Genomic DNA, 13,848 nt, shown 5'->3' on the forward strand with positions numbered 1-13,848 from the left:
CCTGTTCCCATGAGCGTCGATCCCCATCTCGCCGGGCTCTCCGGCACCGTCGTCCACGATATCATCGTGCCTGCGCGCGCACCATGGCTGCACCACGTCGCCGCGGGGCAGACGCTGCGCATCGTCGATCTGGAGGGCAACCAGGCGGTCGATTTCCTGCTCTATGCCACCGCCGACGATGCCGAGCGCTACAGCGCGCAGGATACAGTGGCGGCGCAGGGTAACCTGTTCCTGCGGCAGGGCACCGTGCTGCGCTCGAACGAGGGCCGCGCGATGATGACCATCGCGGCCACCTCGGTCGAATATCACGACACCATCGGCGGCGCATGCTCGTGCGAGTCCAATACCTTGCGCTACGGACATCACACCAAATCCGAACACGCATGTGTCGAGAACTTTCTCGAGGCCAACCTGTGGGAAGGACGCGGCAAGCGTGACATCGTCCCCAACATCAACTTCTTCATGAACGTGCCGGTCGAAGCCGATGGCGCGCTGGGCATCGTCGACGGCATCTCCGCGCCGGGGCTGACCGTAGATCTGCGCGCTGACATGGACGTGACCGTGGTCGTCTCCAACTGCCCGCAGATCAACAACCCCTGCAACGGCTTCAACCCGACGCCCGTGCGCATGATCGTCACCGCATGAGCTTCGACACGGTATTGATCGCGAACCGGGGGGCGATCGCGACGCGGATCATCCGCACTTTGCGCAAGATGGGGCTGCGCTCGGTCGCGGTCTATTCGGAGGCCGACGAAGATTCGCTGCATGTGGCGCAAGCCGACGAGGCGGTGTGCATCGGTCCGGCACGTGCGTCCGAGAGCTATCTCAACGTTGAAGCGATCCTCGATGCCGCGCGCAAGACCGGCGCGGGCGCGATCCACCCGGGCTATGGCTTCCTCGCCGAGAACGCCGAGTTCGCTGAGGCCTGCGCGCAGGCGGGAATCGTCTTCATCGGCCCGACGCCCGACAACATGCGTACCTTCGGCCTCAAGCACAGCGCGCGCGCGCTGGCGGCTGCGCACGGCGTGCCGCTGGCGCCGGGCACAGATCTGCTGACCGACGAGGACGAAGCCGCAAGCGCTGCGCAAGCGATCGGCTTTCCCGTCATGCTCAAGGCGACCGCAGGCGGCGGAGGCATCGGCATGCGCATCTGCGAGGACGAGGCCGCAGTGCGCGAGGGCTTTGCTGCTGTCCAGCGGCAGGGTCTGGGCAATTTCGGCGATGCCGGCGTGTTCCTCGAACGCTATATCCGCCGCGCGCGGCATATCGAGGTGCAGATCTTCGGTGATGGCGCGGGCCAGGTCGTGGCCCTTGGCGAGCGCGACTGCTCGCTGCAGCGGCGCAACCAGAAGGTGGTGGAAGAAGCCCCTGCCCCGCTGCTGCCCGATGCGGTGCGCGCCGATCTGATCGCCGCGGCCATCCGGCTGGGCAAGGCGGCGAACTATCGCTCCGCAGGCACGGTAGAGTTCCTCTACGATTCCGAGCGCGAGCAGTTCTTCTTCCTCGAGATGAACACCCGGCTGCAGGTCGAGCATGGCGTCACCGAAGAGGTGATGGGGATCGATCTGGTCGAATGGATGGTGCGCGGCGGCGCGGGCGATTTCGCGTTTCTTGACCACGCGCCATCACAGCCCAAGGGCCATTCGGTGCAAGTGCGGCTCTATGCCGAGGACCCCGCGCACGATTATCGCCCAACATCGGGCACCCTGACCGCGGTCGAATTTCCCGCCGATATCCGCGCCGAAACCTGGGTGATGGCGGGCAGCACGGTCAGCGTCTGGTACGATCCTATGCTCGCCAAGCTGATCGTCCATGCCGATACCCGCGAACTGGCCGTCACCGCGATGCAGGCCGCGCTCGATGCCAGCCGTATCGACGGCATCGAGAGCAACCTGCGCTGGCTGCGCGAGGTCGTGCGCTCGCCCGCCTTCGTCAGCGGCGAAGTCTCGACCCGCGCGCTCGACACGATCGAATATCACCCGCGCAGCATCCAGGTGGTCAGCGGCGGGACTGCGACCACAGTGCAGGACTGGCCCGGACGCCAGCGGCTGTGGTCGATCGGGGTTCCGCCCTCGGGGCCGATGGATGACCAGTCGTTCCGGCTAGGCAACCGCTTGCTCGGCAATGCGGAAGGCACCGCCGGGCTCGAGGTCACGATTTCGGGCCCGACTTTGACCTTCAACGCGCCCGCGCGCATCTGCCTGACCGGTGCGGACTTCGGCGCGACGCTCGATGGCGTGGCGGTTCCGCGCGGCGAGGCGATCGACATCGCTCCCGGCCAAACGCTCAGCTTGGGCCGCGCCACCGGCGGCGGATTGCGCGGCTATATCCTGCTCGCCGGCGGGCTCGACATCGCGCCGTATCTCGGCAGCCGCAGCACCTTCGAGCTCGGCCAGTTCGGCGGCCATGCGGCGCGCCGGTTGCTCGCGGGCGATACGCTGCATCTGGGTAGCGAGCCGACCGGCACGCCCCTGCCCCGCGCAGCCATGCCCGCGCTTCCCGGCGAATGGACGCTGCGCGTGCTCTATGGCCCGCACGGCGCGCCCGATTTCTTCACCGATGACGACGTCGACACCTTCGTCGCCGCGCAGTGGCAGGTCCACTACAATTCCAACCGCACCGGCGTGCGCCTGATCGGCCCCAAGCCCGACTGGGCGCGCAAGGATGGCGGCGAGGCTGGCCTCCACCCCTCCAACATCCACGACAACCCCTATGCCATCGGCGCGGTCGATTTCACTGGCGACATGCCGATCATCCTCGGCCCCGATGGTCCCTCACTTGGCGGTTTCGTGTGCCCGTTCGTGGTGATCGCCGCCGACCGCTGGAAGATCGGCCAACTCTCGCCCGGTGACACATTGCGCTTCGTTCCGGTCAACGCGCACGATGCGTTTGCCGCTGACAGCCTGCAGCGGCGGCTGCTCGCCACCGGCGACGGCTGCGAGCTCGGTCCGGCACGGCCGATCGCCACACTGTCGCCGATCCTCGGGGTGATTCCCGAAGCGCCGCAGCGGCCGCGCACCGTCTATCGCCAGCAGGGCGACCGCAACATTCTGGTCGAATACGGCCCGATCGTGCTCGATATCGAGCTGCGCATCCGCGTGCAGGCGCTGATGACCGAGCTCGAGCGGATGGCGTTGCCCGGCGTGATCGACATCGTTCCGGGAATCCGCTCGCTGCAGTTCCATTTCGATGGCGCGACCATGACGCAGGGCATGGCGCTCGCCGCGTTGATGGCGGCCGAGGAACGGCTGGGAGACCTCGAGGATTTCACCATCCCCTCGCGCATCGTGCATCTGCCGCTGAGCTGGCGCGACCCTGCGACGATCGAAACGATCGAGAAGTATATGGGCGCAGTGCGCGACGATGCGCCGTGGTGCCCCGACAACATCGAGTTCATCCGCCGGATCAACGGCCTGCCCGATTCGGCGGCGGTGGAGAACCTGATCTTCGAGGCGAACTATCTCGTACTCGGCCTCGGCGATGTCTATCTCGGAGCGCCGGTCGCGACGCCTGTCGATCCGCGCCACCGGCTGGTGACCACCAAATACAACCCCGCGCGCACCTGGACCCCGCCCAATGTCGTGGGCATCGGCGGCGCGTATATGTGCATCTATGGCATGGAGGGACCGGGCGGCTATCAGCTCTTCGGGCGAACGTTGCAGGTGTGGAACACCTACCGCCAGACCGACGCGTTCACCGAGGGCAAGCCCTGGCTGCTGCGCTTCTTCGACCAGATCCGCTTTTATCCGGTGAGCGCCGACGAGCTCACCGAATGGCGGCGCGACTTCCCGACCGGCAGGCGCTCGATCCGGATCGAGCCGTCGGAATTCCGGCTCGCAGATTACCGCGCGTTTCTTGCCGACAATGCTGCTGCAATCTCCGCTTTCGAGGAGACCCGCCAGGCCGCGTTCGATGAGGAGCGCGCAGATTGGCAGCGGCGCGGCGAGTTCGACCGTGCCGACCCTGCCGAGGCCGAGGCGGTCGAGGCAGGTGCGGTCGAAGTGCCCGAGGGCGCCGATGTGATCGAAGCCCCGTTCGGCGGCAGCGTCTGGAAGATGCTGGTTGCTGTGGGCGACGAGGTCGAGGCGGGCGATGCGATCGCGATCATCGAGGCGATGAAGATGGAGTGCCGCGTAGACAGCCCCGGCGCGGGCACGATCAGCGCGCTGTACGCGCAGGAGCGCCAGTCGGTGCAGCCCGGCGCGCCGATCCTCGCGCTGACGAGGCACGCATGAGCGCGATGACTCGCCGCAGCGCCAATGCCATCGCGCATGCCGTGAATGGCCGGGCTACCAGCGCTGTCGCCATCGCCGAGGAGACGCTGGCGCGGCTGGCGGCTTATGACGCGCTGCAGCCGCAGATTTGGATCAGCCGTGCTTCGCCCGACGAGTTGATCGTCGCAGCACGCGCGATTGATGCGAGGGTGGCGGCCGGCGAGGTGTTGCCGCTCGCAGGGGTGCCGTTTGCGGTAAAGGACAATATCGACGTTGCGGGGTTCGAGACGACTGCGGCCTGCCCGGCGTTCGCTTATCAGCCAGCTGCGTCTGCCCATGTTGTTGAGCGCCTGCTCGCAGCAGGCGCGCTGTGCATCGGCAAGACCAACCTCGACCAGTTCGCCACCGGGCTCAACGGCACCCGAAGCCCCTATGGGAGCCCACGCAACGCCTATAACCTCACCTATGTCAGCGGGGGATCGAGCTCGGGATCGTCGAGCGCGGTGGCCGCCGGGCTGGTTGCGTTCGCGCTGGGCACCGACACCGCGGGATCGGGCCGGGTCCCGGCTGCGTTCCAGCATCTGATCGGTTTCAAGCCCAGCAAGGGTCGCTGGAGCAGCCGCGGCGTCGTCCCCGCCTGCCGCACGCTCGATTGCGTTACGGTGTTCACCGACGACACGACCGATGCGCAGCTGATCGACGGCGTGGTCGCGGGATTCGATGCAGCCGATGCGTATTCCAAGCCGCTCGCCGACCTTCCGATTGCGCGCAAGACCATCGGCGTCCCGCGCCGCGACCAGCGGGTGTTCTTCGGCGATCTGGAATCCGAGTATCTCTATGATCGCGCGCTCGAAAAGCTCGGCCAGCTCGGGACGATCGTCGAGATCGACTACGCGCCGCTGCAGGAGGCCGCGCAACTGCTCTACAGCGGGCCTTGGGTGGCCGAGCGCACTGCGGCGATGGAGGGCATCCTAGCCACCAACCCCGACGCCATCGATCCCACGGTGCGCGAAATCGTCTCGGTGGGGCTTGAGACGCGCGCGGTCGACCTGTTCAACGGTATCTACCGCCTCGCCGAATTGAAGCGCCACGCCGACACGCTGTGGCAGAGCATTGATCTTATGGCCTTCCCCACCACCGGCACCACTTACCGCGTCGCCGAGCTCGCCGCCGCGCCGATCGCGCTCAACAGTGCGCTGGGGTTCTACACCAACTTCGTCAACCTGCTCGACATGGCAGCGCTCGCGGTCCCGGCGGGAACCCGCGCCAACGCCACCGGCTTCGGTATCACATTGATCGGCCCGGCGGATACCGACCGCGCGTTGCTCGATGTCGCCGACGAATATCTTTCCATCGCCGATCTTCCCCTACCACCCCCGCTCGATCTGGAGGGCAAAATGCAGACCGTGAAACTCGCCGTAGTCGGCGCGCACTTGAAAGACATGCCGCTGCACTGGCAGCTGACCTCACGCGACGCGAGCTTCGTCGGCGCGTTTCAGACCGCGCCCGAATACCGGCTCTACGCCATCGCCAACAGCAACCCGCCCAAGCCTGCACTGGTGCACAGCCCCGATGGTGCGGCCATCGCGGTCGAGGTTTACGAGATGGGCGTTGCCGAATTCGGCAGCTTCGTGGTCGAGGTGCCACCGCCGCTCGCGATCGGCACGGTGACGCTGTCGGACGGCACATCGGTCAAGGGCTTCGTCGCCGAGCCGCGCGCGCTGACCGGGGCAGAAGACATCACCCATCTGGGCGGATGGCGGGCGTATATCGCGCAACTGACCTGATCTTTTCGACACCTTGAAGGGGACGACGATGCAGAAAATTCGGATGACGGTCACAGCGCTTGCAATGGGGGTCGCTGCCCTTTCATCGATGGCGCAGGCGCACCCCGAGCAGGTGATCGACGTGCCGGGCTTTGCCGATTTCCTTGCAGTCGATGGCGACAGCGTTTGGGTGACCAACGACGGCCGGGTCGAACGCTGGTCGCGCGAAGGCAAGATTTCGGGCGTGCCCATGTCCAAGCCCTGCGGCGCGATGGCGATCCTCGACGGATCGCTGTGGGTGGCCGATTGCAAGGAGAATGCGCTCGTCCGCATCGACACGCAGACGGCTCAAAAGGTCGCGACGGTTCCAACCGGGCTGGCCAGCACTGGCGAGCTCAACGTCGTCGCGGGTGCCGGATCGGTCTGGGTGGCGAGCGACAATGTCGCGGGCAAGGTTGCGCGGGTCGACCCCGCCACAAATACGGTCATCGCCAGCATCACGGTCAGCCCAGGCACCTGGTATCTCGCGTTCGGCTTTGGTTCGGTGTGGGCGGTGAGCAGCGAGAGCCGGACGATCCAGCGCATCGATCCTGAGACCAACACGGTCACCAAAACCACGGCGCTCGGCAAGATCCCCGGTTTTCTCACCACGGGCGAAGGCGCGGTGTGGGTGCAGGAACAGGGCGATGGCACAGTCGCGAAGGTCGACCCCGAGACCGGCGAAGTACTCGGCCGGGCCAAGGTCGGCGCGGCGCTCAAATATGGCGATATCGACACCGGCGCCGGGATGGTGTGGCTGCGCACCACCGAAGATCAGACGTTCGTCGCGATCGATCCGAATACGCTTGAGGTCGTCGCGCGGCTGGGCAAAGCGGAAGGCAGCGGCGCGCTGCGTTACACCCCCGCGGGCATCTGGACATCAGCGCACGACGTGCACACGCTGACCTGGTGGCCCGCGCCAGTCCTGACCGCGCAACAGTAGCCCTTCGCGACCGGGTATCCCGGTCGCGAACCAGGCAGGATCAGCGCAGCGCTGCGACCTGGCCGGTCGAGCGGGTGTTGCTGGCAAGCCGGGTTTCGATCTGCTGACGGACATCGGCTACGACTGCGGCGCGGCACTCCTGTGCCTTGGCTTCGAGCGCGAGGTGGATTCCCGACAGGCGCTCGCCGCACACCGCGCGCGCAGCCTGATCGACGCGGATCGCCAGCCGCTGCTGGCCGTCGGCGGTCGCAAGGTCGAGGTCTTGAAGGTTGAGGATCACCTGGTCGCGGGCGAAGGGGTTTTCGGCTGCGACAGCGCCGGTGGCCGAAAGCGCGAATGCGAAAGTGGCAGGTGCCACGAGGCCGGATTTCATAGATCATCTCCTGCGTAGGACGGTCGCGGCTCTTTGGCCGCTGTCGCCCATATAGCAACAGACAGTCTGGCTTTCAATATAGTACCCAAATTTGTACTTTTATTACTTAGACTTGGCGTGGTTATTACTTCACTCTGACCACCAGCATCGCAAGGTCGCCCGATGTTCCGAGCATCCCGATCGGCAGCCGCGCGTCATGCGCAACGTCTGCCACCCTGACTGACACGCTCCGGGCATAAGGTGGCGACCAGGCGCGCACGGTTGCAACCGGTATGCGAACCCGCCAGCGGCGCCCCCCTTTGGGTGCGACGGCGTGACCGTTGACCACGATCGGCGCCGCCGCATCCGCACGCCGACCGGAGATGAGCAGGCAACTCTCCGATCCGCATGCGACCAGCCGCGTCGACGGCGCATCGGCCGCGAGCGCCGGCGCGGACATCGCCAGCAACGGACTGAGCATCAGCAGGATCATTCGCGTCATCGGTTGGTGGCTCCTTGCCATTCGACTGCTTATCATTCGACTGCGATTCCGTGCTGCTCGAAGAACCACCGCACGGGCTCGAGCACCTCGGCATGCCGCTTCCAGCGCGCGACCGAGTCGGTGTAGATCGGGCGGCGGACCTGCGCGGCGCTGGGGGTTGAGACCGGGGCGGAATTGGTGTGGAAGGAAAGGCAGTCGTTGGACCAATCGAGCCCGCAATGCTCGAGCAGGCGGCGGGTCTGACCTTCCTGGTCGGCGATCAGATCCTCGTAGCGCAGCCCGAGCACGCGCCCGGGCATCTCTTTCGCCCACAACGCCATCAGCCGGTCGAAGCGGAGATAATAGGCCGCGATGTCGAGCAGGTCGTAGCTGTAGTCGTAATAGCGTGAGCTGATCGCGAACAGGTTGCGGAAGTTGGCGAGCACGGTGTCCATGGGGTTGCGGCGCAGGCACACGATCCTGGCCTCGGGCAGCGCGCGCGCGATGAACCCGGCGTACTGGAAGTTGCCCGGAAACTTGTCGGTGAAACGCAGCGCGGGGTTGCGCCGGTGGTGGCCGGCACGCTGGAGATACTCGCGCCCGATCTCACCCATGCCGGCACGGGCGGCAGCGGCGATCGTTTCAGGATCGAGCACGGTCGGGCTGCGGGTGCCAGACGCCTTCTTGACCGCGATCGGCATCGCCTGGAGTTCACCCGCGCTCTCGACGCCGGGGTGTGACGACACTATGCGATCGACCAAAGTCGTTCCCGTGCGCGGCATGCCGATGATGAAGATCGGCGCTTCGGACGGCGGATTGTAGACGGGTGCGGTGCGCACTTGCGGCCAGTGCGCCTCGATCGCGTCGAACGCGGCGGCATCGCGCTTGAAGCTGTAGGGCAGTTTCCGCCGATGCTCGCCATTAGCGGCGCACAACGTATCGAGCGCCTGGTCATGCTCACCGATATCCTCGAGTTCCTTGGCCAGCGCATAGCCGAGGAGCAGCCGGTCGCGGCCATCCCTCGCCCGCGCCCGGGCCTGCCCCAATCGCGCGATGTGGTTGTTGGCCGCGCTTTGCTTGCGCAGCGCGGCGAGCAGATGGTGCGCGCGGGCGTGATCGGCATCGAGCGCGATCAACGCTTCGAGCGCAGCCTCGGACTCATCGACCCGTCCCAGAAAATTGAGCGTGACTGCCAGATTGTAGCGATATTCGGTATTGTCGGGCTCGAGCCGCACCGCCTGTTCGAAATGGGGCAAAGCCGCGGCATGGTCGCCAAGCCGCGCGTAAACACACCCCATCGTGTCACGGCTCAACGCATCGGTCGGCAGCGCCTGCTCTGCGGCGCGCAGTGTCTCGGCAGCATCGCCATCGCGGCGGACAAGCGAAAACAACCTGGCAAGCTGCGCACGATATTCGCCTTGTGGATCGAGCGCCACCGCGTTGCCCAGATGCTGGATGCCCGCCTGGATGCGGCCAGCGCTGGATTCGGCGATCCCCAGCAGGAAATGCCCTTCGGCGTCGCAGGGATCGTCCGCCAGCAAAGTCGCGGCAAAGCTGTGCGTGGCGCGAATGTCGCCCTGCCCGAGCGCCGAACGCGCCGCATCGATCCGTCGGGAGCGCGAGGCGATCATGCGGCGGCAGCGCCTCCCGTGCCGGCGTCGCCCTGCCCCGCTGTGGCTCCGTTTGCGGCCACGGTGCCTGCACCGGCCCGGCGCGCCTTGAGCCGTTCGATCAGCGGCACGAACGGAAAGATCGTCTGCTCCCAGATCGAAAGCCGCCTGCGGTCATCCTGCCCCACCAGCACCCCTTCGCCCTCGCGATAGGTGCCGAAGATGCGGTCGAGCAGGATCAGCGAGTTGCCATAATTGCAGCGGGTGTTTTCGTAATCGGTCGAATGGTGCAGGCTGTGGTGGCGGATGGTCGTGAAGAAGAAGGAATACCAGATCGGCGGATCGGACTTCACATTGGCGTGCGCAAAGGTCGAGATCACGCCCAGGGTGTTGAGCCCGGCAAACAGCGCAGTGTTGTCGAAATCGAACAGCGCCAGCAGGCTCAGGCTGATCAGGAACAGCTCGATCGGGTTGCCGACCGCGCCCTTGGCGGCATTGAGCTGGGTGATGTGATGGTGCGGGGCGTGGGTCAGCCAGAATGGCGTCGAATTGTGCATCAACCGGTGCATCCAGTACTGGCCGAACTCGAGAACCACGATGACCATGATCACCTGCGCCAGCCAGGGCACCTGCGCCATCCAGGTGGTCGAAATCCCCAGCGCCGACTTCGCGGCCAGCAACGGATCTTCCGCCAGCACCTTGCTGAGCCACGCGATCACCGTGGCGCTGAGCACGACGTAGAACAGGTCGGTGAAGAACTCCTGCCGGTTCATCCGCCAGCCGCTGTGCCGTTCGTGGACGAATTCGAGCAGCAGCACGGTGATAGTGATCGCCGAGGATGTAACGATCAGCGTCAGGCCGTTCTCGACGATGGCCTTGGGGGCATATGCCCAGAACAGCAGAACCATCGCGATCATCGCAGGCGGTGCCAGGTTGAAAGCCCTGTCCTTGATGCTGGCCCGGGCGTCTACATTGGTCGTCATTGCAAACCTCCGCTTGTCGGCAGAAGTTTGCGTTGCAGTGCACCATAAGGGGAGATGCTTTTACACGATGAAAGGCATAGGCACGGTCTATGCCCTGCGCAGCGCTCTCACCCGGCGAAAGACCTCGTCCCAGAACAGCTGGGTCGCGGTATCGCGCGACGGATCGGTCCGGGCCAGCAGGAAGATGTCGTAGGACGGCTCGGCATCGGCATGCAGCAGTGGCCACAGCCGACCTTTCGCGACCGCCCCTTCCGCCGCCAGGATGGGCAGGAACCCGATGCCTACGCCCAGAGTGATCAGCCGCTGCGCTTCGTTGATGTCCTCGGCGAGCCCGCTGACCTTGGTTCCCAACTGGTTGCGGCGGCGCAGGTTGCGGATCAGTTCGATCTCGTCATCGCCGGTGAGCACGAAACGCTCGTCCTTCAGATCGCTCAGCCGACCGACGCGGCGACCGAAATACGGGCTGCTGCGCGAGCAATACAGCTGCTGCCGTTCGACCAGCAACGGCTCGTACATCAGGCCGCCGCGCACGTTGCTGTCATAGCTGACGCCGATCTCGACCTCGCCCTGCTCGAGAGCGTCGAGCACCTGCCGCCAGGGCGATACCCGCACTTCGATATGGATGTCGGGGTTGCGCCGGTGGAAGCTGGCGATCGCCTCGTCGAATTCGGGCGAGACCAGCCCCGATACGATCTGGATGCGGACAAAGCCTTCGACGCGCTTTGTCGCCTGGGCAATTTGATGCGGCATCATCCGCGCGGATTCGAGCATGTCTTCGCACAGCGCCATCATCGCCTTGCCCGCGGCGGTCATCTCAACCCCGGTCGCGGTGCGGTGCAGCAAGGTCGCGCCGACATGATCCTCGAGCCGTTTGAGCGCGGCACTGATGCTCGGCTGCTGTCGGTTGAGCTTGCGCGCCGCCGCGCCGATGCCCCCTGCCCGCACGATGTCGACAAAGGTGCGCATCAGATTCCAGTCGACCCGGCTGGCAAACTTGGTGTCGATCAATGGTACCCGGTCGCTCATGCTGTTGTCCCCCAACCCGTGCCGCCGCTCGTTTCAAGACCGACTGCGGCGGTCACCATAGATCATATCGATGCCACACAGCAAAAATTGCTTTGCGTGTCTATGCCCTCCTGCTTGCTATCCTCGCCGAGTGTCGGCACAGGCTAAGCGCATGTCGACGCCCAAAGACCTGGAGACCATCCTGCTGGGGCCGGTGCTGCCCGAGCGCGATTGCGGCGCCTGCACGGTGTGCTGCACCGTGCTGACCGTCGATACGCCCGATCTCAAAAAGCCGGCGGGTACACCCTGTGCCATGCTGACGGCGCAGGGGTGCAGCATCCATGCCGTCCGCCCGACGATCTGCCGGACATGGTTCTGCGCATGGCGAAGGGTTGAGCAGATGCCCGACGACGCCCGGCCCGATCGCTCGGGGCTGCTCGCATCGGTCAACTATGTGCGCGAGCCGCGCAATCCGCTCGAAGCCGTGTCGATCAACGTCCGCGCCCTCCCCGGCGCGGATGCGCCGTCGCGCGAGATGACCCAGGCGATCCTGGACAGTCTGTGCGACCGGCTGGTTGCGGTGTGGTACAGCGACGGATCGCGCAAGATGCTGCTGCACCCCGAGAATGATGTCGCACAGCTCGTGCTATCGGGTGAACCGCCGCCGCCGCACCTTGCCGAAGAGGTCGCCGCGTGGCGCGAGCGCTATGGCGTCTTTGCCGGCGACGTCCCATCGCAACCCAATTCTGGGTCATGACAGGAGACCGGCCATTCAATGAAAAGAGTATCCGAACGTGATGCTCTTGTTGAAATCGTCGGAGAACAGCCTGTAGCCGTCGCTGTTGTAATGGCTGAAGATGAACACGAGTTCTGAACGGCCATCGGCGTCGTAATCGCCCGTGTCGAGCAGCCGCATGTCATGGCCCAGATCGATCAGCTCGCCATCTGGGGCAAAAGCGACCGTGAGGGCTGAAAACGCGCTTTCCCCCGTGTCCGGCAACATGCCATCGCACCGATAGGCATCCGGGTTGAGGCCGACGCGTGCAATCTTCCAGCCAATGCCGGAGGAATAGGCCTCATCCACGACGAGGTCGCTGTCGGCATATTTCCATTCTGCAGGTTCGGTCTGCTCGGCGCTGGCGCAACGCTGAGCCGTGGGGAACTTGGCGCGTATCCGCTGGTGAAGGGCTTTGGCCATGTTTGCAGACACCGCCATCGGTTTCCACTCGCCAGGATCGCTCACGTTCGGGGAAGAAACGCTGACCAGTGGTCGGCGAACGCTGCCGCCGGACCAGCCGGAGAACGTTTCCGACGGCTCCCCGACGAACGGAGCCTTGGCGCCTTCAGCCAGGCTCTGGCGACCGACATCGCCCATGGTGCTCCATCCGGAGGGCGTCACGCCTTCCACCGTTCCAATCGCCTTGCCGCTGCGGCTGACGGTCCATGTCGTTTGGCGCGGAAAGCAGGCGCCCTGGTCGCATGCCGGGTCGTAAGCCTTCCATGCGCCGCCTACCTTGTAGAAGGCTGCCCGCACAAAGGCGGAGGGCTTGCCCGTCGTTGTGTCGATGTGCTCTTCCATGATGCCGACGACAACATCGCTGCCGGCGGCGTCAGGTTCCTCAACCCGCAGGCCACACGCCGCGAGGGGCAGCGCGGCGAGTGCCAGCATCAGGCGATAGCGATGGGTGACCATCATGCCATGCTCTCCAGCCGGGCGACCATGGATCCGTATTCGGGGTGCATAATGTCGCTGATCCGCCAGCCTTCCGATTCCTTGATCAACTGGTAGCGCTGCGACAGATTTCGATCGCCGCCCATCACCAGATCGACCGACGCATGGGTTTCATCCATCATGCTTGCCTTGGCCGAGATGACCTTGAGCGACATCCAATCCTGGCAATCGCAGAACGGATCGGCGCCGAACGGCATCCCGTCATTGGCGGTGACGCGGCCGATCAGTTGCTTGGTGCTGGTGGAAAAGAACGCCTGATTGTCGGGCAACATGTCCGGTGCGACATTGCCCTCCTTGTAGAGATCGACAACGGCGCGGACGAACGCTTCGAGCGACCCTTGCGAGGCTGCCAGGATAGCAGGGTCGAGTCCTGGCTGCGACGCGGGGGCGACATCTTTTGATGCTAAGGCGGCGTCCTGCGATGTTTCGTCGGATGTCGACGTTGCCGCTTCCGAACAGCTTGCCAGGCAAAGCGCATATGCGGCCATCACGCCCGATACTGCCATCCGTCTCTTGAAACCCATCGCCCTCACCTTCCAGAATTTGCCAGGGCGCTGCGCTGCTGTGCCGGCCCCATAGTGGTCGTTAGCGGCATTCTTCGCCCCGGGAGTCCCATTGTTGGAACTGCGCCGCGCTGCAAGCGGGCTGTTCAGGTGTGCGGTGGGATGCGATGCCGGCTGGCCCGGAATTGCTGCGTTGAACTCTGCTTTGCATTGGTGTTTG

12 protein-coding genes are annotated in these 13,848 nt (G+C 65.2%); 5 read left to right on the top strand and 7 right to left on the bottom strand.

Translation table 11 applies throughout. The features are described 5' to 3' along the window. Nucleotides 1-9: 9 nt before the first annotated feature. The 4 genes from ACK4R0_RS14125 to ACK4R0_RS14140 are packed head-to-tail and all read left to right on the top strand — an operon-like array spanning nucleotide 10 to nucleotide 6,962. On the top strand, nucleotides 10-645 hold the full coding sequence (locus tag ACK4R0_RS14125; protein WP_409675188.1) for an urea amidolyase associated protein UAAP2: 636 nt from the start codon (nucleotides 10-12) through the stop codon (nucleotides 643-645). After that, nucleotides 642-4,235, top strand: a complete 3,594-nt coding sequence (gene uca / locus ACK4R0_RS14130; RefSeq protein ID WP_409675191.1) for an urea carboxylase — start codon at nucleotides 642-644, stop codon at nucleotides 4,233-4,235. The genes ACK4R0_RS14125 and uca overlap by 4 nt, the downstream gene beginning before the upstream one ends. After that, complete coding sequence (gene atzF, locus ACK4R0_RS14135) at nucleotides 4,232-6,001, top strand: allophanate hydrolase (RefSeq protein ID WP_409675194.1); 1,770 nt, start codon at nucleotides 4,232-4,234, stop codon at nucleotides 5,999-6,001. The genes uca and atzF overlap by 4 nt, the downstream gene beginning before the upstream one ends. Nucleotides 6,002-6,029: 28 nt before the next feature. Continuing rightward, on the top strand, nucleotides 6,030-6,962 hold the full coding sequence (locus ACK4R0_RS14140) for a DUF6923 family protein (RefSeq protein ID WP_409675197.1): 933 nt from the start codon (nucleotides 6,030-6,032) through the stop codon (nucleotides 6,960-6,962). 40 nt (nucleotides 6,963-7,002) lie between these two features. Here the strand turns inward: ACK4R0_RS14140 and ACK4R0_RS14145 are convergent, their stop codons facing one another. The 5 genes from ACK4R0_RS14145 to ACK4R0_RS14165 form a co-directional block, all read right to left on the bottom strand. Next, entirely contained in the window at nucleotides 7,003-7,335 is a 333-nt protein-coding gene (locus ACK4R0_RS14145) for a UrcA family protein (protein WP_409675200.1), read from the bottom strand. Between the two features lie 124 nt (nucleotides 7,336-7,459). Further along, a complete protein-coding gene (locus tag ACK4R0_RS14150; RefSeq protein WP_409675203.1) occupies nucleotides 7,460-7,816 on the bottom strand; it encodes a hypothetical protein in 357 nt (118 codons plus the stop codon). Nucleotides 7,817-7,848: 32 nt separating this feature from the next. Then, nucleotides 7,849-9,426, bottom strand: coding sequence for a sulfotransferase (locus ACK4R0_RS14155; RefSeq protein ID WP_409675206.1), 1,578 nt, complete (start codon nucleotides 9,424-9,426; stop codon nucleotides 7,849-7,851). Next, the gene (locus ACK4R0_RS14160; protein WP_409675209.1) at nucleotides 9,423-10,388 is read right to left on the bottom strand and encodes a sterol desaturase family protein; all 966 of its coding nucleotides are present in this window, start codon (nucleotides 10,386-10,388) and stop codon (nucleotides 9,423-9,425) included. The genes ACK4R0_RS14155 and ACK4R0_RS14160 overlap by 4 nt, the downstream gene beginning before the upstream one ends. Nucleotides 10,389-10,475: 87 nt before the next feature. After that, entirely contained in the window at nucleotides 10,476-11,414 is a 939-nt protein-coding gene (locus ACK4R0_RS14165) for a LysR family transcriptional regulator (protein ID WP_409675212.1), read from the bottom strand. Between the two features lie 151 nt (nucleotides 11,415-11,565). Here ACK4R0_RS14165 and ACK4R0_RS14170 point away from each other — a divergent pair, with 151 nt between their 5' ends. After that, a complete protein-coding gene (locus ACK4R0_RS14170) occupies nucleotides 11,566-12,150 on the top strand; it encodes a YkgJ family cysteine cluster protein (protein WP_409675215.1) in 585 nt (194 codons plus the stop codon). A gap of 15 nt (nucleotides 12,151-12,165) precedes the next feature. Here the strand turns inward: ACK4R0_RS14170 and ACK4R0_RS14175 are convergent, their stop codons facing one another. After that, nucleotides 12,166-13,089: a hypothetical protein gene (locus tag ACK4R0_RS14175; RefSeq protein ID WP_409675218.1), complete on the bottom strand. Its 924-nt coding sequence runs from the start codon at nucleotides 13,087-13,089 to the stop codon at nucleotides 12,166-12,168. After that, on the bottom strand, nucleotides 13,086-13,649 hold the full coding sequence (locus ACK4R0_RS14180) for a DUF3828 domain-containing protein (RefSeq protein WP_409675220.1): 564 nt from the start codon (nucleotides 13,647-13,649) through the stop codon (nucleotides 13,086-13,088). Before ACK4R0_RS14180 ends, ACK4R0_RS14175 begins: the two co-directional genes overlap by 4 nt. Nucleotides 13,650-13,848: the final 199 nt, after the last annotated feature.

It is taken from the genome of Blastomonas sp., assembly GCF_046294995.1.
Lineage (GTDB): Bacteria > Pseudomonadota > Alphaproteobacteria > Sphingomonadales > Sphingomonadaceae > Blastomonas.